This is a genomic window from Halomonas kalidii (assembly GCF_030010475.1).
GTDB lineage: Bacteria > Pseudomonadota > Gammaproteobacteria > Pseudomonadales > Halomonadaceae > Halomonas > Halomonas heilongjiangensis.
Genome location: NZ_JASCQN010000040.1, coordinates 187,542 through 208,688 on the forward strand (window position 1 = coordinate 187,542; position 21,147 = coordinate 208,688).

Annotated in this window: 18 protein-coding genes; 3 read left to right on the top strand and 15 right to left on the bottom strand. The window is 69.8% G+C overall.

The features are described 5' to 3' along the window. Position 1 precedes the first annotated feature (1 nt). From QLQ85_RS11920 to QLQ85_RS11940, 5 genes are all read right to left on the bottom strand, one after another. A complete protein-coding gene (locus tag QLQ85_RS11920) occupies positions 2-592 on the bottom strand; it encodes a TRAP transporter small permease (protein ID WP_282739184.1) in 591 nt (196 codons plus the stop codon). 68 nt (positions 593-660) lie between these two features. Then, a complete protein-coding gene (locus QLQ85_RS11925; RefSeq protein WP_282739185.1) occupies positions 661-1,737 on the bottom strand; it encodes a TRAP transporter substrate-binding protein in 1,077 nt (358 codons plus the stop codon). Positions 1,738-1,942: 205 nt separating this feature from the next. Next, positions 1,943-2,989, bottom strand: a complete 1,047-nt coding sequence (locus QLQ85_RS11930) for a serine hydrolase (protein WP_282739186.1) — start codon at positions 2,987-2,989, stop codon at positions 1,943-1,945. Beyond that, positions 2,989-4,110, bottom strand: coding sequence for an acyltransferase family protein (locus QLQ85_RS11935; protein ID WP_282739187.1), 1,122 nt, complete (start codon positions 4,108-4,110; stop codon positions 2,989-2,991). The genes QLQ85_RS11930 and QLQ85_RS11935 overlap by 1 nt, the downstream gene beginning before the upstream one ends. 23 nt (positions 4,111-4,133) lie before the next feature. Beyond that, positions 4,134-4,499 (bottom strand): hypothetical protein, encoded by a 366-nt coding sequence (locus QLQ85_RS11940; RefSeq protein WP_282739188.1) that lies wholly within the window; start codon positions 4,497-4,499, stop codon positions 4,134-4,136. Between the two features lie 181 nt (positions 4,500-4,680). Here QLQ85_RS11940 and QLQ85_RS11945 point away from each other — a divergent pair, with 181 nt between their 5' ends. Next, entirely contained in the window at positions 4,681-5,151 is a 471-nt protein-coding gene (locus QLQ85_RS11945; RefSeq protein ID WP_282739189.1) for an aminoacyl-tRNA deacylase, read from the top strand. A gap of 127 nt (positions 5,152-5,278) precedes the next feature. Continuing rightward, a complete protein-coding gene (locus QLQ85_RS11950; protein ID WP_282739190.1) occupies positions 5,279-6,430 on the top strand; it encodes a ChaN family lipoprotein in 1,152 nt (383 codons plus the stop codon). A gap of 11 nt (positions 6,431-6,441) precedes the next feature. Here QLQ85_RS11950 and QLQ85_RS11955 read toward each other — a convergent pair whose 3' ends face one another. The 8 genes from QLQ85_RS11955 to QLQ85_RS11990 all read right to left on the bottom strand — a co-directional run bounded on the left by QLQ85_RS11955 (position 6,442) and on the right by QLQ85_RS11990 (position 17,906). After that, the gene (locus tag QLQ85_RS11955; RefSeq protein WP_282739191.1) at positions 6,442-7,455 is read right to left on the bottom strand and encodes an ABC transporter ATP-binding protein; all 1,014 of its coding nucleotides are present in this window, start codon (positions 7,453-7,455) and stop codon (positions 6,442-6,444) included. Then, on the bottom strand, positions 7,455-8,438 hold the full coding sequence (locus QLQ85_RS11960) for an ABC transporter ATP-binding protein (RefSeq protein WP_282739192.1): 984 nt from the start codon (positions 8,436-8,438) through the stop codon (positions 7,455-7,457). The genes QLQ85_RS11955 and QLQ85_RS11960 overlap by 1 nt, the downstream gene beginning before the upstream one ends. Beyond that, positions 8,438-9,778: an ABC transporter permease gene (locus tag QLQ85_RS11965; RefSeq protein WP_282739193.1), complete on the bottom strand. Its 1,341-nt coding sequence runs from the start codon at positions 9,776-9,778 to the stop codon at positions 8,438-8,440. Before QLQ85_RS11965 ends, QLQ85_RS11960 begins: the two co-directional genes overlap by 1 nt. Further along, a complete protein-coding gene (locus QLQ85_RS11970; RefSeq protein WP_282739194.1) occupies positions 9,775-10,887 on the bottom strand; it encodes an ABC transporter permease in 1,113 nt (370 codons plus the stop codon). The genes QLQ85_RS11965 and QLQ85_RS11970 overlap by 4 nt, the downstream gene beginning before the upstream one ends. After that, entirely contained in the window at positions 10,884-13,406 is a 2,523-nt protein-coding gene (locus QLQ85_RS11975; protein ID WP_282739195.1) for an ABC transporter substrate-binding protein, read from the bottom strand. The genes QLQ85_RS11970 and QLQ85_RS11975 overlap by 4 nt, the downstream gene beginning before the upstream one ends. 114 nt (positions 13,407-13,520) lie before the next feature. Then, positions 13,521-14,537 (bottom strand): M28 family peptidase, encoded by a 1,017-nt coding sequence (locus QLQ85_RS11980; protein ID WP_282739196.1) that lies wholly within the window; start codon positions 14,535-14,537, stop codon positions 13,521-13,523. A 22-nt stretch (positions 14,538-14,559) separates the two neighbouring features. After that, positions 14,560-16,884 (bottom strand): TRAP transporter permease, encoded by a 2,325-nt coding sequence (locus QLQ85_RS11985; protein WP_282739197.1) that lies wholly within the window; start codon positions 16,882-16,884, stop codon positions 14,560-14,562. Between the two features lie 74 nt (positions 16,885-16,958). Further along, positions 16,959-17,906 (bottom strand): TAXI family TRAP transporter solute-binding subunit, encoded by a 948-nt coding sequence (locus QLQ85_RS11990; protein ID WP_282739198.1) that lies wholly within the window; start codon positions 17,904-17,906, stop codon positions 16,959-16,961. 270 nt (positions 17,907-18,176) lie between these two features. On the opposite strand from QLQ85_RS11990, the gene QLQ85_RS11995 reads away from it, so the two are divergent. Further along, on the top strand, positions 18,177-19,043 hold the full coding sequence (locus QLQ85_RS11995; RefSeq protein WP_282739199.1) for an SDR family oxidoreductase: 867 nt from the start codon (positions 18,177-18,179) through the stop codon (positions 19,041-19,043). Between the two features lie 19 nt (positions 19,044-19,062). Here the strand turns inward: QLQ85_RS11995 and QLQ85_RS12000 are convergent, their stop codons facing one another. Beyond that, positions 19,063-20,598, bottom strand: coding sequence for a PH domain-containing protein (locus tag QLQ85_RS12000; protein WP_282739200.1), 1,536 nt, complete (start codon positions 20,596-20,598; stop codon positions 19,063-19,065). Continuing rightward, positions 20,595-21,134, bottom strand: a complete 540-nt coding sequence (locus QLQ85_RS12005; RefSeq protein ID WP_282739201.1) for a PH domain-containing protein — start codon at positions 21,132-21,134, stop codon at positions 20,595-20,597. The genes QLQ85_RS12000 and QLQ85_RS12005 overlap by 4 nt, the downstream gene beginning before the upstream one ends. Positions 21,135-21,147 lie beyond the last annotated feature (13 nt).

The window sequence follows — 21,147 nt, forward strand, 5'->3', positions numbered from 1 at the left end:
CTCAGTGCCCTCCGCGGGGTGCTGGAGATGACGGGTCGCGGATCAACCGCACGCACTGCCAGGCACGCCACAGCGCCACGGCCGCAATGAAGCCGGCGCACAGCACCAGCGAGACATTGATCAGGTTCCAGGGCACGCCGAGGATGGCGGTGCGCCCGGTGGAACGGGACATCACCAGGTAGCCGCCCCAGACGATGATGCCCATCAGCACGGTGATGATCAGGTTCTGGAGCATGTAGAGCAGATGGGCCCCGCGCGGCTGGAGCTTGCGCACCAGGAAGTCCACGGCGATGTGCTCGAAGCGGGCGAAGGCCGCCGCGGCGCCGAGGAAGATCAGCCAGATGAACAGCATGCGCGCCAGCTCGTCGGCCCACGGCAGCGAGCGGTTGAGCAGCGAACGGCCGATGACGTTGGCCGATACCGAGACGATCAGCGCGACCAGGATGGCGGCGATCAGCTGCTCCATGATCACCGTCAGCCAGCGGAAGATCGCCGGCCCCTTGCGCGCCTCGATGTCGAGTTCGAGGGGCTCGCGATTGGGGTCGTCGAGAAACACGCCGGGATCGACGGGCGGGGGAGTGGACGTTGACATGCGACGCTCCTGCGACAGGGCAAGGGGCCGATGCCCCCTGCCGCTGCCCCGTCAGTAGAAGGAAGGGATCAGTCGTTGGTGGTCTCTTCGACGATGGCCTGGATCTCGGCGATCAGGTCTTCGCCGATGCGCGGCGCCCACTCGTCGTAGACCGGCTGCACGGCCTCCTGGAAGGCGGCGATCTGCTCGTCGTCGAGGCGGGTGATCTGCATGCCGCGCTCCTCGAGCTGCTCGCGCGACCAGTCGTCGTATTCGGTGGCCAGCTGGATCTCGTACTCGGCCGACTGGCGGGCGGCTTCCTGCACCAGTTCCTGGTATTCCGGCGCGAGGCCGTCCCAGGTGCGCTCGGACATCATCAGGATGAAGGGCGTGTAGACGTGACGGGTCTCGGAGCCGTAGTCCTGCACCTCATGGAAGTTGGAGGTGAGGATGGTGCTCCAGGGGTTCTCCTGGCCATCGACCACGCCCTGCTCCATGGCCGAGAACAGCTCGCCGAAGGCCATCGGCGTGGGGTTCGCTCCCAGGGTCTCCCAGATCGAGAGGTGCACCGGGTTCTCCATGGTGCGCACGGTCAGACCGCGCACGTCGAGGCCGGCGACGTCTTCCGGCGACTCGACCGGGCGGGCACTGTTGGAGAGCTGGCGATAGCCGTTCTCGGAGAAGGCCAGTGCCTTGATGCCGGTGTCGTCGAAGCCGTCGAGCATCGACTGGGCGACGTCGCTCTGCATCACCGCCACTGCCGCCTCGCGGGTCGGCAGCAGGAACGGCAGGTCGAAGACCGCCAGTTCCTCGACGTAGGTGGTGGCCGGCGACGTGGAGGGGTAGGTCATGTCCAGGGTGCCGGTCTGGAGCATCTCCATCATCTGCACGTCGTCGCCCAACTGGCTGTTGGGGAAGATGTTGACGATGATGCGACCGTCGGTGCGCTGGTCGAGGATATCGGCGAAGTACTGGCTGGAGAGGTACTGCGGCGAGGTCTCGGCCAGGCCGATGCCCATGCGGATGGTGTGGCTGCCGTGGTCGGCCACGACATCGCCCTCGATGGCGGGCGGATCGGAGAGGTCGGGCGTCTGGGCCTGGGCGATGCCCAGGGTCAGGGTGGCCGCGCCGGCCAGGGTGAGCGTGCTGCGCCAGATGGCTGTCATGGCGTGTGTCTCCAAGGCTGTTTGTAGGTTGTTGGATCGTGCGCTGTTGCGAGCGTCTCGCTCAGCATCGAGCGTCGGACCGGCAGGATGACGCATGTTACCGGTAACACCCATGAAGGAGACTAGGCGCGGGGTCGGCGACTGTCAACGACAATGCCGCCTCAACGACTCATACCTTAGGCTAAAGGATGGCAGGCAGCGGACGTCAGGGAGGCAGCGGCCCGATCTCGCGAATCGCCCGACCGATCGCGGCCAGGACCCGCTCGGAGCGCTCGAGATCCTTCTCGCCCCGGGCACAGGCGACGATCGCCACCCGGCGACTCCCGGCGCCGTCTGCCAGGGTCGCGATGCCGGCATCGCAACTGCGCCGGTGCTGAGTGCCGGTCTTGTGGGCGAAGCGCACGCCCGGGCCGAGGCCCGCCTTGAGACGCCGCGCGCCGCTGGTGGTCCGCTCCATCACCGACAGCAAGCGGGCGGTGGACGCCGGTCCCAGCGCCCTGCCCTCGCCCAGCGCGGCGAGCAGCTCGGCGAAGGCATCGAGCCGGCCGCTGTTGAGATCGGTGGCGTAGTAGGCCGCGAAGGCGTCATCCAGCGACGTCAGCAGCAGCGCCTCGCGCGGGACCTCGAGGCGCCTGGCCAGCCAGTCGAGCCGGGCGGCGTCGCTGGCGCGCTTTCGCAGCTCGATGAAGTCGAGCCCGGAGAGCGAGACGGCCCGCGGGTGCAGCCCGGCGTAGACGTGTCGGCGTACGTCCACCAGGGGGGTGATCGGTCCCAGGGACTCCCCGCCCGCCGGCGCCAACGCCTGGGCACGCCGGTTGACAGCCTCGAGGCCGAGACGGCGGATCAGCATGTCGGTGGCGGTGTTGTCGCTGACGGTGAGCATCGCCACGAGCAGTTGGTGCAGCGTCAGCTCGGCGCCGGGGGGCGCCCAGTTGGTGGGCCCGGCACCGTCGACATAATCGCTCTCGTGCAGCACCAACCGCTCGTCCAGTGCCACCTCACCCGCGTCGACCCGCGCCATCAGTTCGATGGCCACCGGCACCTTGATCAGCGACGCCAGGTACCAGGACTCGTCGGCCCGCCAGCCGAAGCGCTCGTCGCTGCCGAGCGGCCGCACGACGACCCCCAGTTCGCCGTCGAACCCGGCCTCGAGGGTGGCCAGCCTCGCCTCCAGCCGCGCCGCCCAGGCGGGCTCGGCCATCGCCGGGAGCGGCAGCACCAGCAGGGCAAGCCCCAGGACCAGTGCACGCATCAGCGTCGCTCCCGGATCCAGTCAATCAGGACGATCCAGCCCGCGGTGGCCAGGATCAGCGCCAGGCCGATGCCCAGCACCTGCGGATAGGCGTAGACCTGCCAGGCCTCGAACAGGAAGCGAAAGACCAGGAAGATCACCACGATATGGAAGATGAAGGCCATGAGCGCATCGGAGCCGATGGCGGTGATCGGCCGCAGGGCGGTGGCGCCGCGCTCGCCAGCGAGCAGGCAGAGCGCCAGGATCACCAGGGCGCCGCCGAGGCTGAACAGCATGAAGGCGAGCTCTGGCGGGTGCTTGCCGACGTTCCAGGCCACCGCCACCAGCGCCTCGTCGAGCCCGGGCAGCGACACCGCCACGAAGCCCAGCAGCATTGCCGCCCCGACACCCGCCAGCCCCAGCACCAGCCGGCGGCGCGCCGCTGGTTGCCAGTAGCAGCGCAGCACCGCCTCACCGATCAGCAGGCCGACCATCACCAGCGGCAGCCGCGAGAGCTGCCCCCAGGCGTAGTGGTCCGCGTCCTCGACGAGGATCGCCTTGAGCGGTTCGATGCCCCAGAAGTCGAAGTGGCGCTCCAGCCAGCCCGACAGCAAGGCGATCGCCAGCGGGCCCACCAAGCGCGCCCAGAGCGGCAATCGCCGCCACAGCGGCAGGACCCAGGGCAGCCACAGCAGCGCGATGGCATAGAAGCCGAGGATCTCGACCCAGATCGGGAAACGCTGGTAGAGCAGGGTGTCGAGGATATCCGGTGCCGAGTAGTGCGGCAGCATCTCGACGACGGTGAGCGCCTTGTACCAGAACAGCACCTCGAGGCCGCGCAGCATCAGCCTGAGGCGCCGGCGCGGCCAGTCCGGGGCATCGGTCTTCGGCAGGAAGGCCACCGCCAGGGCGATGCCGAACACCGTGATGAACAGCGACGAGGAGAACTTGGTGAGCAGATGGATCGGTACCATCCCCCAGTCGGGCACCTGGCGGATGCCCAACAGCCCGCTGACCGCATGGCTCAGGATCATCAGCGCGATGGCCACCCCGCGGGCCAGGTCGATCGCCCCGATACGCCCCTGCCCCGCCGGCAGCAGCGGCGTCGTCCCCAGCCGAACCATGACCGCTCTTCCCTGCATGCGCCGCCTCCCTGGCTGTCCGATCACTCGCCGCTGTCCAACGGCTCGACGCTCTCCAGCGTCAGCCGCCGCCCCTCGCTGGTCGAGAAGCGGAAGCGCCCCGTCACGCGCACCGCGTCGCCCAGATGGGGTGCGATCTCCTCGTGGGGAAAGACCTCGACCCGATGCAGGTCCTCGTCCTCGATCCAGTAATGCAGCGGATCCTCGAAGTGGCGAACGACGCCCTCGGTCACCACCCGGCGACCATCGTGGGCCTCGGGGTTCGTCGCCAGCACCGGCAGCGGCACCTCGACGAGCCGGTCGTTGTCGCCACAGGCCGCGAGCGCCAGGCTGGCGGCGGCGAGCCACCACCGGGGCCAGGCGAATGGTCGCCGTCTCACTGACTGCATGGCAATCTCCCCCCCTCTTTACCGGCCGATGATAGCGCCTTCCAGCCGACCCGAGTATGGCCGGCTCGCCCCGATGCCACTGCGGTCCAACGGGACTATGCTTGGGATGTGGAGTTCGATGCGAAAGGAGGCATCTTCAATTCCGTCGTTTTCGGCCCTCGCGGCCGAAGGAGGAAATGTCATGGCCATGCCGATGACGATACGCGAGTACCTCCGGGCCTGTGATATCGACTTCGAGGAGGTCACTCACCCGCGGGAAGTGACGACCAGCCGCATCGCCCAGCAGGCCCATGTCGCCGGTAGCCAGCTGGCCAAGGCGGTGATGCTGCACGGCGATTCCGGCTACCATGTCGCGGTGGTGCCGAGCGACTGCGAGGCGGATCTCGACAAGCTCTCGCAATTGTTCAACGAGAGGGTCGACCTCGCCTCGGAAGACGAGGTCATGAGCCGCTTCAACGATTGCGACCCGGGGGCCACCACCCCGGTAGGCCAGGCCTACGGCCTGCAGGTCTATCTCGACGACATGCTGCGCCATCAGCCGGACATCTATTTCGAGGCCGGTGACCACGAGACCCTGGTCCACATGAGCGGCAGCGAGTTCGACCGCCTGATGGCCGAGATCCCGCATGGACAGATAAGCCGACAGCGCTGAACCACGGCTCGCGCGTGCCCGGGATGGTAACCGCCTTCCCTGTCATGGCCGCGATCGTCGCGATCGCGGCCTTCTTGTGCCTGGGGTAAGCTCGAACGACCCGTCACCCGCCGCCACAGGAGGTGCCATGCCGCGACTTTCCCGAGCCCGACGCCTCGCCCTGGGCGGTGCGATCGCCCTGGCCTGGCTCGCGCCGCCGGCGACCGCCGACGAGTGTCCGGCGACCGGCCAGTGGTACCTGGACGGCGGCGCCCCCGTTTCCCCGGATACCCTGATGACCGAGCTGGCCGACCGTGAGGTGGTGCTGCTCGGCGAACAGCACGACCGCCTGGCGCACCATCGCTGGCAGCTGCACACCCTGGCCGGCCTGCACTCCCATCGTCCCCGCCTGGTGATCGGGCTGGAGATGTTGCCCCGCGAGGCCCAGCCGGCCCTGGACGCCTGGGTGGCCGGCGAGCTCGACGAGGCCGGCTTCCTCGAGGCCAGCCGGTGGCACGAGGCCTGGGGCTTCGACCCGACGCTCTACTTCCCGATCCTGCATTTCGCCCGCATGCAGCGGATCCCGCTGCTGGCCCTCAACGTCGGCCCCGCGCTACGCCGGCGGCTGGTGGACGAGGGCTGGAGCGGCGTGCCCGAGAATCAGCGCTTCGGCATCACGCCACCGGCGGCGGTGCCCAAGGCCTACCGGGAATCCCTCGCCGAGGAGTACGGCCGCCATCCCGGCGGCGACGGCGACCACGGCCTGGCCCGCTTCGTCGACGCCCAGCAGGTCTGGGATCGGGCCATGGCCACCGCCCTGGCCGAGGCCGCGGAAAACGGCACCCTGGTGGTGGGCCTGATCGGCCAGGGCCACCTCACCCATGGCCACGGCGTGCCGCACCAGCTCGACGACCTGGGCGTGGACGACCATCGCACCCTGCTGCCGGTGACGCCGGATGACGGCTGCCGCCCCCCCGAGCCGGGCCTGGCCGACGCCTACTACCTGCTGGGCGACGAATCGCCCCATGAGCCGCCCGAGGCGCTGCGTCTGGGCGTGTCGATCGGCGCTCACGCCGAGGGTGTGGCGATCCACGGCGTCGGGCCGGACTCCGTGGCCGCCGAGGCCGGCCTGCGGGAGGGTGACGTCATCGTGCGCGCCGCCGGGCGCCCCATGGCCGCGCCGGGGGACCTCACCGGGCTGATGCAGCGCATGGTACCGGGCACCCTGCTGCCGCTGGAGATCCGGCGTGACGGCCGGGAGCGGGAGCTCCTCGCCCGCTTCCCGGCCCCCTCGCCTTGACCCCGGCCACGTCAACGATGCAGCCAGCAGGCCGAGAGGTGGCGCCGCCGTGGCGCGAAGTCGGGGGGCTCGTCGTGGTCGCACAGACCGGCCATGGCATGGGGGCAGCGCGGATGGAAGCGGCAGCCCGCGGGGGGATGGATGAGGCTCGGTGGCTCGCCGCCGGGCACCTCGCGCTGGCGGGTGGCGTTGGCCGCGTCGGGATCGGCGATCGCCGCGAGCAGCGCCTGGGTATAGGGATGCTGCGGATGGTCGAGCAGGTCTTCCACGGCGGCGCTCTCCACTACCCGGCCTGCGTACATCACGAAGATGCGCTCGGCGAAATGACGCACGGTGGAGAGGTCGTGGGTGATGAAGGCCAGGGTCAGCCCGCGGCTGGCCTGGATGCCGCGCAGCAGGTCGAGGATCTCGATGCGCACCGAGGCGTCGAGCATCGAGACCGGCTCGTCGGCGATGAGCAGCGCCGGCGCCAGGATAAGCGCCCGGGCGATGACCACCCGCTGCTGCTGGCCACCGCTGAGCATATGCGGGAACTTGCCCAGGTATTCGTCCGCAGGCGACAGCCGCACCTCCTCCAGCACCGCGCGGATGCGCCGCTCGCGCTCGGCGCGCGCCTTGACCCCATGGATGATCAGCGGCTCGGCGAGAATCCGCCCCACGTCGAGGAACGGCGGCAGTGCACCGTAGGGGTCCTGCTGGACATAGCCCACGCGGGCGCGATAGGCCTTGAGTCCACGGGCGTCGAGGTCGCCCAGCGAGCACCCGTCGAAGCACACCTCGCCGCGAGTGGGCCGATGCAACCCGAGCAGGGTGCGGGCCAGCGAGCTCTTGCCGCAGCCGCTCTCGCCGACGAAGGCCACTGCCTCGCCGCGGGCCAGCGAGAAGCTCACACCATCCACCGCATGCACGGCGCCGACGCGCAAGAAGCCCCACTGGCGCAGCTCGAACCAGGTGTGCAGGTCGCTGACCGCGAGCAACGGCGCCTCGGCGGACTCCCGGTGGAAGACGGCCCGGGATACTGCCATCACCCCTCCCCCTGTCGAGTGGATTCGTCATGTAGCCAGCAGCGCACCCGGTGCCGCCCGCCGAGGCGGATCACCTCGGGGTCGTAGGCGCAGCGGGCGAAGCGATGCGGGCAGCGCGCGGCGAAGCGGCAGCCGCTCGGCGGGTCGAACAGGCTGGGCGGCTGGCCGGGGATCGCCTCGGGCCGGCTGCGCTGGCGCAGCCGCGGGACGCTGGCCATCAGCATCCGCGAATAGGGGTGCGCCGGCTCGGCGAAGAAGGCGTCGGCGTCGGCCACCTCGACGAACTGGCCGGCGTACATCAGCGCCACCCGGTCGGCGAGCTCACTGGAGGTCGCCACGTCGTGGGTGATCAGGATGAAGCTGGTACCGAGTTCACGTTTGATCGCTTTCAAGGCATTCATGATGCTCGCCTGGGTCAGCACGTCCAGCGCCGAGGTGGGCTCGTCGAGGATCACCAACTCCGGCTCGGCGACCAGCGCCATGGCCAGCACCGCGCGCTGGCGCATGCCGCCGGAGAGTTCGAAGGGGTAGCGCGACAGGAAGTCGGTGGACACCCCGACCAGGCCGAAGACCTCCGCCGCCCGCTCCAGCGCCCGCCGCCGCGACCAGCCACGCAGCACCCGCAGCGGCTCGGCGACCTGCTCGCCCACCCGCACCACCGGGTTCAAGGCATTCATCGAGGCCTGCATCACCAGCGCCATGCGCGACCACTGCACCTCGCGCCGGAAGCGCTCGTCGGGCAGCGCCGTCACCTCGGTCTCGCCCAGCATGACCCGCCCGCCGGCATGCTGGACGTTGCGCGGCAGCACCCGCATCAGGGCCTTGGCCAGCGAGCTCTTGCCGCAGCCGGACTCGCCGAGCACCACCAGCGCCTCGTTGCGCTTGAGATCGAAACCGACGCCGTCCACGGCGCGCACCACGCCGCGCCGGGTTCGATAGTGCAGGTGCAGGTCCTCCACCTCGAGTAGCGGACGAACGCTCATCACAGGCTCCTCAGTCGCGGGTTGAAGACCCGGTCCAGGGCGAAGCCGAGCATCGCGAAGCCCAGCCCGGTGACCATCAGCAGCACCGCCGGCGCCACCACCCAGTAGTAGTAGCCGTTGTAGAGCGCACTCTGCGACTGGGCGTCGTTGAGCACCTTGCCCCAGGTCGGCAGCACCGGATCGCCCAGCCCCAGCACCGCCAGCGACGCCTCCAGGAACACGAAGGTGGGAATCAGGGTGACGAAGGTGGGGATCAGCACCGGCAGGATGCGCGGGATCATGTAGCGCATCACGATGCGCAGGTTGCCCGCGCCGTAGGCCTGGGCCGCCTCGATATAGGGCGCCTCGCGGATCGGCAGCAGCATCGCCCGGTACATCTTGATGCTGGCGCTGAAGATGCCGAGCACCACCACCACCCCGAGCATCAGCCAGATGCTGGTGGAATAGAGGGTGCCGACCATCACCAGGATCGGCAGCACCGGCAGGATCATGTTCACCTCGGTGAGGCGCTGGATGACGGCGTCGACCCAGCCGCGGTACCAGACCCCCACCGCGGCGATGATCAGCGTGATGAGGGTGGTGCCCACCGCCGCCAGCAGGCCGAACGCCAGCGCCACCGGCGTGCCCCACAGCAGCGCCAGGCTGAGGTCGCGCCGCTGGTGGTCGGTGCCGGCGATGCCGTGCACCCGGCCATAGAGCACCAGCTCGGCGTCGATGCCGGCCCGGTCGTCGAACACCACCGCATCCAGCAGCAGCCGGTAGCGGCCCGGCTGGACCCGTGGTACCGCCTCGCCGTCGGGCTCGGCCAGCAGCCCGATATGCGGCACCCTCCCACCCAGCCGACGCTCCAGGGCCCGGTCCTGGGAGATCGAGACGCGGTCCTCACGGCCGATGCGATGCCCGCCCAGCGAGAGCTCCCGGCCGTCGGGGGTCTGCCACAGCAACCGTGCGAAGGGCCGCTGCGCATGCCCCTCGGCACGCAGGAAGAGGTTGATCTCGCTGGGGAAGCCGGCGTAGTCGTAGTCGAAGGCCAGGGGAATGCGCAGGCGGCGACCGCCCTCGAAGGGCATCACCTCGACCTCGGCGGCGTCACCGGTGACGATCAGGGTGCGCGGCTGGCGGCCACCGGTCAGGCGATCGAGCCATACCGGGCCGGCGTTGACCGGGTGCAGCCGCCAGGGCTCGCCGCCCCGCCACTTGTCCAGCGCCTCGGAGTAGGGAATGGCGATCACGGTGTAGAGCGACAGCCCCACCAGCACGGCGATGATCGCCATGCCCACCAGCGCCGAGGGGTAGCGGCGCAGCTCCCCCCAGCCATCGCGCCACCGCCCGCCCGTCATCGCCGCTCTCCCTCGAGGCGCACGCGCGGGTCCAGCAGCGCATAGAGGATATCGAGCAGGAACACCGTCACCGCCAGCAGGTAGGCAAAGATCACCACGGCGCCGATGATCACCGGGGTATCCCGGTGGCCGATGGCCTGGAACAGCAGCGACCCCAGCCCCGGCCAGTTGAACACCTGCTCGAGGATGATGGCGCCACTCCACAGGCCGATCAGCATCAGCAGGAAGCTGGTGATGATCGGCGACAGGGTCGGGCGCAGGATGTAGCGACGCTCGATCAGGTGCGACGGCAGCCCCTTGGCGCGCGCCATCTCCACGTAGTCCTCGCTGGAGTGGATCAGGAAGAAGGTGCGCCAGGAGTAGATCGAGACGAAGATCGACGACAGGAACATCGCCGTCAGTGGCAGCAGCATATGCCGCACCAGGCTCGCCGCATAGGCCCAGGGGCTCTCCGGGGGCGGCGCGGTGACCATGCCGCCGGCGGGCAGCAGCGGCATCAGGAAGGCGAACACCAGGATCAGGAAGATGCCGTAGAACCACCCCGGAGCCGCCGAGGTGGGCGCCAGGGCGATCACGCTGCGGTCCAGCGCACTGCCGTAGCGTCGCGACAGCGACAGCGCGATGAACACCGAGGTGAAGAACACCAGCAGGTTGGCGCTGCCGAACAGCAGCAGGGTCGCCGGCAGCCGCTCGACGATGATGTCGTAGACCGCCCGCGAGCCGAGGTCGCTGTGCATCTGCTCGGCCCGCCCCAGGTCCAGGCGCATGGCGCGCTGCAGGTAGTCGATGCTGCGCACCACGAACGGCTGGTCGAGGCGCAGCCGTTCCACCTCCAGCGACACCCGGCGCTCGATCAGCGCGTTGCGCTCCTCGGGGGGCATGTCCTGGAGGGCCGGATCGGCGCGCACCGCCTCGGCGGCCTGGCTGCGGATCTGTACCAGGCGCAGCTCGTCCACCTGGCCGCCCATGTTGGCGATGAGGATGGTCAGGTAGACACCCACCAGCACGGTCAACAGCAGCGCCAGCAACCGCTTGACGGCGTAGGCCAGCAGGTGGCGCAGGTCGCGCCACAGGCCGCGGCGCCGCGTCGCGAGGGGAGCCTTGCTCATGGCGAGCCCTCCCTGCCGCCGGGCGATACCGTGGCGAAGACGTGGGAGGCGAAGGCCGGCAGCGCCACCCGGCGGCTGGTCACCGCCAGCTCCAGGCTGTTGGCCCCGATCCCCAGGGCCGCCACCGCTTCCGGCGACAGCTCGACTCCCCACAGGCCGTCATCGAGCGCCTCGGCCTCGCCCCGCCGGGCCAGTTCGCCGCGACCATCGAAGAGCAGGAACTGCACCTTGTCGATGCCCTCGGCGGCATAGGGCTCGCCGTCGAAGGTCACGGCGAGACGGAAGTCGGCGTCCTCCCCGATCGCCACGACCAGGGGCCCGTCGAGGTCGAGTTCGGGGATCTCCGGGCGGGAAAAGTGCAACCACTTGTCGGACGGGTCGGGGAAGTCCGCGAAGCGACGCAGCACCAGGCTGCCCTCCACCGGATGGACCGAATGCAGCTGGAAGGGGCCGTTGCCGACCCAGAAGTGGCCACGTGCGGTATACCAGTCGGTCAGTGCCCGGTAGCGCGCGGCGACTTCTTGCGTGTCGAGCGACACACCCAGGGCGTCAGGATAGAGCCGGGTATTGCGCTCGCGCGCCCGGCGCAGCTGGCGTTCCAGGACCGACAGGCTGGGTCCTGCCACCAGGCTCATCCAGTCCACCCCCAGCCGGTCGGCCTTGTTCGACGAGAACGCCAGCTCCCCGCTGTGCTCGGCGAGGATGCCCAGCGTCAGGGTGTGCCAGGGGATCGGCACCGGTGCCCGCTGCGCCACGATGGTCTCCGCATCGGGATAGATCTGGTCGCTGTAGATATCGATGACCAGCGGGTCACGGGAGACGATGCGCCAGCCGCGGAAATGGCGCTTGAAGGCCTCGAAGGTGGGCAGATGGGCGATATCGAACAGCCGGCTCTGCTCGTCGGCCCGCTCGAAGGTCAGGATCCACGGCAGGAGGAAGTCGGCCAGCGACAGCGTCGAGCCGTCGTGCCAGCGCTGCTCGAACAGCGTCTCCTCGTACGTCACCCGCACCCGGGTGCGCGCGGAGATGCCTTCGGGGTGCCGCTCGCCGGCGGTGACGAAACGGCCGGCCCCGGCGTCCCAGTCGAGCCAGGCCTCGTCGGGCACCGGGATCTCCTTCGCGGTCTCCACGCTCAGCCAGTCGAGGCTACGACCGACCGGCACCCCCTCCTCCACGGTCACCTCGGCGCTCTCGATGCGCTGGGGCAGGTGCAGGCCGGTGAAGGGGTCGGGCATCAGCACCGGGTCCTGGGTCGCACGCATGATCATCTGGTCGGAGGCCCAGTTGCTGCCCGCCACCGGGTTCCACGGTTCGACCAGCAGGCTCGGGGTGCCGAACACCATCTGCCCGCCCACCCGGTCGGTGTAGCGCAGGGTGTAGGGCCACAGCGCCGATCCCGACAGTCCGCCGGCCAGGTCCACGGCGACCTCGACGTTGGCCGCCCGCGCCGAGGCATTGAGCTGATCGACCAGCCAGATCCGTGCCGAATTCTCCATGGCGAGTTCGAGGGCGCGGGCCATCATCGCCTGGCGCTCCTCCCGGCTGCGATAGTCGCGCCGCGCCAGGCGGTCGCTCAGTTCGTCGAATTCCGGCGCCGGCCGGTAGGCCTGCCACAGCGGTTCGGGGCGACCCCGCGGGGTGTAGTAGTAGCTGAAGACGTCGGCCTGATCCCGCAGGATCATCACAAAGATCCAGCCGCCGGTGTAGATGTGCCAGTGCCCGGCACGCGGGTCGCTGGCGATCCACAGCCGCGAGGCCTCTTCCGCCGTGCGATAGCGCCGCTCGACGGCGAAGCCGAGGTCCTCCATCAGGTTGGCGATGTAGTCGCCGATCCGGCGTCGCTCGTCCTCGGTGCGGATCAGCACGTTCAGGCGCACCGGGGCGTCGCGGTACCACCAGCGGCCATCCGTGAAACGCGCGCCGAGTCCCTCCATCTCGCGATGGATCGCCTCGCGGGCGGCCTCGGGGTCATGGGCATAGCGCAGCTCCAGTTCGCGGGCCACGTCGGCCAGGCGGGCATAGTCGGGAAAGGCGGTGCTGATCGGCAGGTAGCGGGGAACGGCGAGGCCACCGAAGATCTCCTCGGCGATATGCCGGCGGTCCACCAGGCGATTGAGCGCCTCGCGAATCGCCGGCGCGTGGAAGGGATTGAGTTGGCCGCCCGCCAGCTCGGGGCCGGCCGGATTGAGGGTCAGTTCGCTGGAGGTGCCGTAGGAGAGGTCATAGGCGGTGTGCAGGGAGTCACGCAGGCGATGGAACACCGTGGTGCTGGAGATGCCCTGGGTGAAGAGCTGGTGGGAGCCGGCCTCGATCAGCCCGGTGACCCGGCCCAGGTCAGCCTCCCGGGTGAACACGACCTGGTCCACCAGGGCACCACGCCGCCCCGCCAGTGCCGTCGGGTCGAGCTCGCCGCCGGCGACGGGCGGGCCGCGCGACGGCCCGCTGGTCGCCGGCCACAGGGCGACGGCGACCATCGCCACGAACAGCAGAGCGCAAAACGCCAGTACGACTCCCTTCATCACGCTGTCGCCTCACTGCTGACGCCTGCCCTGGCCTGCACCATGTCCGATGATGTCACAGTAGGCGAGATGGCAAGGCCGCGGGTGAAACGCATTCAACGCTTGCCGCCCCCTTCAACGCCTCGCCAGGGTCTCCACGGCCCTGGCCAGCGCGGTGGTCAGTCGCGCCATGGTCTCGTAGTCCAGCCGGTCGTGGGTGTCGCGGGGGCCGTGGTAGTCGGAATTGCGGAAGTTGGCGGTGTCGGTGAGCATGATCGCCGGGTAACCCATTTCCCAGAAGGCCCAGTGATCCGAGCGACGTATGTCACCGATCAGCTCCGGTGCGGCCAGCCCCTCCGAAGGCATCTCGGCGTGCTCGCGGAAGGCACCAACGGCATCACGCACCAGCCCTCGTGAGCCGAGGTTGCCGACGAAGGCCACGAAGTCGCCCCGGTCGGGATAGAAATGGCCCAGCAGCGGTGGATGGCGCTGACTGCCCGGCGCGTCGATGTAGTAGCCCAGCATCTCCAGCGAGATCATGCCGACGATGTCGTCGCCCCGCGCCCGGGCGGCGCGGGCGTAGGCCAGGCTGCCCATGGCATCGCTGCCGAAGAAGGGGGCCTCCTCGTTGACGAAGGCGACCAGATGCAGCGAGCGGTCGAGCTCGGCCTCGCGCAGCAGGCGGGCCAGCTCGAGCAGCACGGCCACACCCGAGGCGTTGTCGTCGGCACCGGGGGTTCCGCGCACGGTGTCGTAGTGGGCGCCGATCACCAGGTACTCGTCCGTCACGCTGCTGCCCGGCAGGCGCACCTCGATATTGTGGAATACCCGAGCCCGAATCGGAACGGCATGCCGGAGCGGCTCGTGACCCGCCTCGCGGAAGGCCCGATCGATGGCATCGGCCGCCGCGTGAAGGCGTTCGGGCCGCCAATAGTGTCGCTCGCCGATCTCGTCGGCCAGCACCCGGACGTGCTCCCGAAGGCGCTCACGCAGGGCCTGTCCTTCGTCGTCCAGCGGAGGGGGCGTCCCCTGGTAGGAAACCCCCGGCATCTGGAACATCATCCAGTAGCCTCCCCCCAGCGCCATCAGGACCAGCAACAGCAGTCCCGCCACGAGACCGACCACCACCGTCATGCCTGCTTGACGCGTCATTGACACCTCCCGATGGCCGCACTCATCGCCCCCTACCCGCTCGGTACCGCAACCGCACCCACTGGGACAGGTAGACCAGGGCGTAGAGGCTGACGCCCAGGATGTCGGTGAGCCAGTTGGGCTGGATCAGCATGAAGGCGACGCCCAGCAGCACCAGCCGCTCGGGAATGAGGGTGGGGATGCGCACGAACCCCTGCACGCCCGCCGCGAAGGCCAGCATGCCCACCAGGGCGCTGGCGAAGATATGCACGATGTTGAACCAGCCCTCCACGTCGATCTGCAGCAGTTGGGTATTGAAGATGAACATGAACGGCAGAATGGCGGTACGCATATCGTAGACGAAGCCCTGCACCCCGGTACGGATCGGGTTGCTGCGGGCGATCCCCGCCGCGGCATAGGCGGCCAGCCCCACCGGCGGGGTGTCGTCGGCCAGGATGCCGAAGAAGAACACGAACAAGTGCGCCGCCAGCAACGGGATGGCGAAGCCGAACTGGTTGCCCAGGTTGTAGATCACCGGGGCCGTGAGGGTGGCCATCACCACGTAGTTGGCGGTGGTCGGCAGCCCCAGCCCCAGGATCAGGCTGGCCACCGCGGTGATCAGCAGCACGATGACGAACTGCGTGGTGGTGTCGAAGCCCCCCACGTCGCCGCCGAGGAACTCCACCACCGGCAGGGTGATCAGGCCGATGCCGCCGGCCATGGCCGCGCTGATGATCTGGATGATCTCGGTGAGGCGCAGCCCCACCCCGGTCTGACTGACCGAGCCGACGATGATGCCGGCGGCCGCCACCGCCACGGCGATACCCACCATGTTGCGCGCCCCGGCGATCAGGCCGTGGAACAGCGTGACCACGCCGTGCCATAGCGCCGGCAGCAGCGGTCGCCCCTGCAGGAAGGCCTTGACCGGCTCCTGCACCAGCATCAGCACCGCCAGCGCCAGGATCGCCACCATCACCGCATAGCCGGGGGTGCGCCGCACGATTACCAGGTAGTAGACCAGCACCGCCACCGGAATCAGGAAGTGAATGCCGCCGATGAAGGTCTTGAGCCGAGGCGGCAGCTCGTCCCGCGGGATGCCGTGCAGGCCCAGTTTCAGCGCTTCCAGGTGCATGATGTAGAAGAGCGCGAAATAGGCCACGAAGGCCGGAATCACCGCCGCCCGGACCACCTCGATATATGGCACGCCGACGAACTCGGCAATGATGAAGGCCGCCGCCCCCATCACCGGCGGCATCAGCTGGCCGTTGGTCGACACCGCCACCTCGCAGGCCGCGGCCTTGTAGGCGGGGTAGCCGGTACGTTTCATCAGCGGAATGGTGAAGGTGCCGGTGGTCACCACATTGGCCAGCGACGACCCCGACACCATCCCGGTCATCCCCGAGGCCACCACCGCGGCCTTGGCCGGCCCCCCGCGCAGGTGGCCGAGGAAGGAGTTGGCGACGTCGATGAAGTACTTGCCGGCGCCGGCCTTGTCGAGCATCGAGCCGAACAGCACGAACAGGAACACGAAGGCGGTGGATACCCCCACCGGCACGCCGAAGATACCCTCGGTGGTCACGTACTGCTGGCTGATGGCGCGCTGCAGGCTGGCACCGCGATGGGCCAGCAGATCGGGCACCCAGTCGGCCAGCCAGGGAACGGCCCCGCGCGGACCGACCAGTTGATAGAGGAAGAAGATCCCCGCGATCACCGCCAGCGCCGGTCCCAGGCTGCGTCGCGTCGCCTCCAGCAGCAGCAGCATGAACAGCAGGCCGATCCAGATCTCGCGAGGGATCGCCAGGCCCTGCCGCATCTGCAGGCCGTGGTAGTCGAATACCAGGTAGAGCGCGCCCAGCCCCGCCAGCAGGGCAAACAGCAGGTCGAACCAGGGCACCCGATGGACCTGGTCGTGGCGCAGGGTCGCCAGCACCGCCGCGCAGAGCAGGCCCCCGACCCCGATCGCCAACCAGCCCGGTAATGCCAGGGGAGTGACCTCGGCCACCAGCATCACCGTGGTCGCCCCCACTCCCAGACTGATGACGCCGAGCACGATGCGCTGGAACGGAGAGGGTCCCTTGCGGCCGCGAACGGCGGGAAAGACCAGGAAGGCCAGGGTGATGCCGAAGCACACATGGATCGCCCGCTGGATGACCACGTCGACCGCCAGCACGCTGGCCACCCCCAGCTGGAACAGCGACCAGGCCAGCGCCAGACCGACGATCGCCCACAGCAGGAGACCGCTGGGTACCCTGGCGCCGGTCTCGAACTCCTCGACCAGCTGCCGTGCCCGGCGCGCCGCCTCGGCATCGAACTGCCGCGCGTCCCCGGATGACGAGGCAGCCTCCTGGCGCGGATCGTGTTCGGCCATGATGGCGCCTCCCGGCAGGAACCGTCAGAAGGGGCCAGGAAGCCGCCTGCGCGGCCCCTGGCCCAGGCCGCGCGTCAGAGCAGCCCGGCCTCCTGATAGGCGCGCTCGGCGCCGGGATGCAGCGGGGCCCCGAGCCCGCTCAGGAAGTCTTCCTCGGTCAGGAGGTTGAGCGCCGGATGGATCCGGGTGAAGTCCTCCAGGTTGTCGAGGATCGTGCTGGTGATGTTGTAGACCACCTCCTCGTCGAGATCGGTGGTAGTCACGAACAGCGCCTTCACCCCGAACAGGGTGACGGCCTCGTCCTGGCCCCGATAGGTGCCGGCCGGCACCTCGGTGAAGGCGAAGTAGGGAAACTCGTCCACCAGGCTCTCGAACTCGGGCTCATCCATGGGCACGAAGACCACGTCCTGGGACGTGCTGATATCCAGCAGCGCCGCCCCGCCGATGCCGATGGTGTAGAAGAAGCAATCGACCCGGCCGTCACGCAGGAAATCGACCCCCTCGGGGGCGGTCAGGCTCTGGGCCTCGAAATCGTCCAGGCCGATGTCCAGCGCCTCCAGGGCCTGCTCCACGGTGAAGCGGATGCCGGACCCGGGATTGCCGATGTTGACGCGCTTGCCGACGATATCGCGCACACTGCTCACTCCCGCGTCACGGGCGCAGACCAGATGCAACGGCTCGGCATGCAGCCCCATCACCGTGCGCAGCCGATCCACGGCCTCGCCCTCGAAACCGGCCTGGCCTTCATAGGCCTGGAACACCACATCGGACTGGGCCAGGGCCAGGTCCAGCTCACCGGCCGCCAGGGCGCGGACATTGAAGGCCGAGCCTCCGGTGGCCTCGACCGTGGCCCGCAGGCCGATATCGGCCTGGTTGATGATCTGGGATGTCGCCCCGCCGACGGGGTAATAGATGCCCACCACGCTGGCGGTACCGATGGTCAGGAACTGGCGTTGGGCGAACGCGGGATGTGCCACGAAGGCGAGCGCCACGGCCAGGAGCACTAGGATGAGTCGTTTCATGACAGCCCCTCCCCATGCGATGGATAGGAAATCAGGCTCCCTGCGGCCCCTGCTGCCTCCCACCTCCCTCACCGCCGACACGGCCGGTGAACCCTCGCTGTCGGCGACAGGGCCGGTTCGCCGACGAGGGGGAACGAGAGGTACGATCAACTCTCAGTCTATACGCTATCGGCGCCTTGCACTGGTCAGGTGGCACAGCCGACAAGGGTTGCCCGGTGCCGGGACAAGCGCCAGAGTGCATTCGACCGGTATCGAGGAGGGAGCCAGCACATGGAACACCGAAGGAACTCGGCGGCGCCGAGCGTGCTCGTCACCGGCTGCTCCAGTGGGATCGGCCACGCCGCCGCCCACGCCCTGGGGCAGCGGGGCTGGCGGGTCTTCGCCACCGCCCGCGGCCAGGACGACGTACACAGGCTGGGCGAAGAAGGGCTGGAGGCGCTGCCGCTGGACCTGGCCTGCAGCGCGTCGATCGCCGCCTGCGTCGAGGAGGTGCTCGGCCGCACCGGCGGGCGCCTCGAGGCGCTGTTCAACAATGGCGCCTACGGCCAGCCGGGCGCCGTGGAGGACCTCTCGCGCGCGGTGCTGCGCGCCCAGCTGGAAACCAACCTGCTCGGCACCCATGAGCTCACCACCCGCGTCATTCCGGCGATGCGCGAACAGGGCGGCGGGCGCATCGTGCAGAACAGCTCGGTGCTGGGCTTTGCCGCCCTGCCCTACCGCGGCGCCTATGTCTGCTCCAAATACGCCCTGGAGGGCCTGACCGACACCCTGCGCCAGGAGCTGTACGGCACCGGCATCCACGTCAGCCTGATCGAGCCAGGCCCGATCACCAGCCGCTTCCGGGAGAACGCCTACCGCGCCTTCCTCGACAACATCGATGCCGCCGGCAGCTACCACGCCGCGACCTATCGCGCCGTGGAGGCCCGCCTGGCGGGCGGGGGCCCCCCGACGCCCTTCACCCTCGGCGCCGACGCCGTGGTAGACAAGCTGCTGCATGCCCTGGAGAGCCCGCGCCCCAGGGCGCGCTACCGCGTGACCGTGCCGACCCACCTGTTCGCGGTACTGAAGCGGCTACTCTCCACGCGGGGCATGGACCGGGTATTGATGGGGGCGACCCGGGGAGAACGGGAAACCTGAATCCGGCCGGCCACCGCCATCACGCCGTGGCCGCCCCCTCGTCCGGTAGCCCCTCGACGCTCGCCAGCAGCCGGTTGGCCAGCGCCAGCGCCACCCGCTCCTCGACGAACGGCAGGCTCAACCGACCACTGGCCAGGTAGAGCCGCAGGGTCACCACCCCGCGACGGCGCTGCAGCCAGCTCTGCTGTACCTGCAGCGACACCAGGTGCGCGGCGGGAAAGAGGCTGGTGCGCTGCCCCCAGAGACCGCGACGTACCCGCAGCCAGTCGCCCCGACACGACCAGCCCAGCGAACGCCAGCGCAGATGCGCCAGCCCGGCCGCCAGGGCGACCAGGCCCACCAGCACCGGCCCCGGGCTCCAGGCCGGCAGCCCGGCCAGCCCGTCACCCGCCACCCCGGCGAGCAGCCCCACCCCCGCGACCATGGCCAGCAGCAGGCGCAGGAACAGCACCCGGCGATAGAGCCCGGCCACCCGCTGTAGCGGCGCCGTCAGCGAGGGCGCCGCGCCCCGGCCGGGCCACAGCGATGGCACCAGCGTATTGGCCCGAGCCACGGTCAGGCCGGGGACCAGGAATCGCCGGGCCTCGGCGACCTCGCCGCCCGCCATCGCCCCGAACTGGTGACAGACCAGGTAGCCCCGCCCCAGGGCCCGACCGGGCCCGGTCTGCACCCACTCCACCACCTGCAGCCGGCGCAGGGTCAGGGTCTGTGAGCGGCGGTGCAGCAGGCCGCTCACCTGGACCTGGCGCTCGCCGTCGTCACGCAGCACATAGCCATGGAAACGCCACCAGGCCGCCAGCACCGCGAGCAGCATCAGCGCCGCCAGCGCGGCGACGAGCCCCAGTCCCACCGCCAGCGGCGGCGACGCCGGCAGCCAAGCCCAGGGGTCGAGCTGCGGCAGGCGGTCGTGCAGCCAGCGCTCCAGCGGCCGCACCAGGGGCGAGAGCAGTGCGGCGATCACCACCAGCGAGCGGCTGGTCAACCCGTGCAGCACCAGGGCCCCGGGGGTGATGGCGAAACGTTCCACCGGCGAAGGCGTCTCGTCCGCTGCCGGCGTCGGGCCGTTGCGTGACGCGGCCCCGACCAGGCGGGCCTCCAGCGCCTCGGCCAGCTCGCGCCGGATGCCGGGCAGGGCGATGGACGCCGCCTCGCCGGCCGGGGTCTCGACCTCCCACTGCACCACGCCCAGGGGGCGCATCCAGGCCGGCTGCTGCACGCTGGTCTGCTGCACATGCCGGGCCGCGACCTTGAACTCCCGGTGGACGAACAGCCCCTTCTGGATCACCAGCACGTCGGCGTCGAAGCGGAAGCGGAAACGCCGGTAGTAGAACAGGCTCAGCAGCAGCGCCACCACCAGCAGCAGGCCGCCGCCCAGCAGCGCCTCGCGCAACCCGACACGGTCGCTGACCGCGAGGCCCGCCCCGGCCGCCAGCAGCAGCGGCAGGTGCTCGCGGACCAGTGACACGCCGGTGGTCGCCAGTGTCAGCCCGATGGCCCAGGGCGAGAGGCGCTGCCACTCGGCCAGCCCGTCGTCCCCCGCGGCGTCGCGGGTCATGGCGCCTGCTCCTCCGGCGGCGCGGCCGGCCCCGCCTCCAGGCGCGCCAGCAGGTGCTGCTTGACCGCCTCGGCACGCGCGGCGGGCAGGCCCTCGAGGACCAGGTCGGCGCCACGCCCACCGGCGGTGAAGCAGGTCAGGCGCACCAGGCCGAAGGCCCGTTCCAGGGGGGTGCTCAGCGTCTCCACGTGCTGCAGGCGCACCAGCGGCAGCACCTGGGTGCGCCGGACCCAGAGCCCGCGCCGGTAGCAGAGGTCATGCTCGCGCAGCCCGTAGGCGCGACGCCGTGCCTCGAACCAGGCGAGCACGGCCATCGCCAGCCCCAGGACGGCGATGCCGACGGCCAGCCGCCCCTGCCAGTCGGCCAACGGCGGCTCCGAGAGGGGGACCAGGCTCGCCAGCACGGCCAGCAGCCACCAGCGCCAGAGCTGCTGCAGGGCCTGGCAGGGGGCCAGCCGTGGCGACACGGGCGTCAGCGGTGCCTCTTCCAGCCGGGGCAGGCGTTCGGGGTCGAGCGGGGCATTGGTGTGCGTCATGGTTCCAGAGAGT

Coding starts and splice junctions, on each gene's coding strand:
- QLQ85_RS11930 (WP_282739186.1), bottom strand. CDS start 2,989: ATGCGTGCACTGGTCCTGGGGCTTGCCCTGCTGGTGCTGCCGCTCCCG.
- QLQ85_RS11945 (WP_282739189.1), top strand. CDS start 4,681: ATGGCCATGCCGATGACGATACGCGAGTACCTCCGGGCCTGTGATATC.
- QLQ85_RS11980 (WP_282739196.1), bottom strand. CDS start 14,537: ATGACGCGTCAAGCAGGCATGACGGTGGTGGTCGGTCTCGTGGCGGGA.
- QLQ85_RS11965 (WP_282739193.1), bottom strand. CDS start 9,778: ATGACGGGCGGGCGGTGGCGCGATGGCTGGGGGGAGCTGCGCCGCTAC.
- QLQ85_RS11955 (WP_282739191.1), bottom strand. CDS start 7,455: ATGGCAGTATCCCGGGCCGTCTTCCACCGGGAGTCCGCCGAGGCGCCG.
- QLQ85_RS11990 (WP_282739198.1), bottom strand. CDS start 17,906: ATGAAACGACTCATCCTAGTGCTCCTGGCCGTGGCGCTCGCCTTCGTG.
- QLQ85_RS11970 (WP_282739194.1), bottom strand. CDS start 10,887: ATGAGCAAGGCTCCCCTCGCGACGCGGCGCCGCGGCCTGTGGCGCGAC.
- QLQ85_RS11960 (WP_282739192.1), bottom strand. CDS start 8,438: ATGAGCGTTCGTCCGCTACTCGAGGTGGAGGACCTGCACCTGCACTAT.
- QLQ85_RS11985 (WP_282739197.1), bottom strand. CDS start 16,884: ATGGCCGAACACGATCCGCGCCAGGAGGCTGCCTCGTCATCCGGGGAC.
- QLQ85_RS11950 (WP_282739190.1), top strand. CDS start 5,279: ATGCCGCGACTTTCCCGAGCCCGACGCCTCGCCCTGGGCGGTGCGATC.
- QLQ85_RS12000 (WP_282739200.1), bottom strand. CDS start 20,598: ATGACCCGCGACGCCGCGGGGGACGACGGGCTGGCCGAGTGGCAGCGC.
- QLQ85_RS11920 (WP_282739184.1), bottom strand. CDS start 592: ATGTCAACGTCCACTCCCCCGCCCGTCGATCCCGGCGTGTTTCTCGAC.
- QLQ85_RS11935 (WP_282739187.1), bottom strand. CDS start 4,110: ATGCAGGGAAGAGCGGTCATGGTTCGGCTGGGGACGACGCCGCTGCTG.
- QLQ85_RS11995 (WP_282739199.1), top strand. CDS start 18,177: ATGGAACACCGAAGGAACTCGGCGGCGCCGAGCGTGCTCGTCACCGGC.
- QLQ85_RS11940 (WP_282739188.1), bottom strand. CDS start 4,499: ATGCAGTCAGTGAGACGGCGACCATTCGCCTGGCCCCGGTGGTGGCTC.
- QLQ85_RS11925 (WP_282739185.1), bottom strand. CDS start 1,737: ATGACAGCCATCTGGCGCAGCACGCTCACCCTGGCCGGCGCGGCCACC.
- QLQ85_RS11975 (WP_282739195.1), bottom strand. CDS start 13,406: ATGAAGGGAGTCGTACTGGCGTTTTGCGCTCTGCTGTTCGTGGCGATG.
- QLQ85_RS12005 (WP_282739201.1), bottom strand. CDS start 21,134: ATGACGCACACCAATGCCCCGCTCGACCCCGAACGCCTGCCCCGGCTG.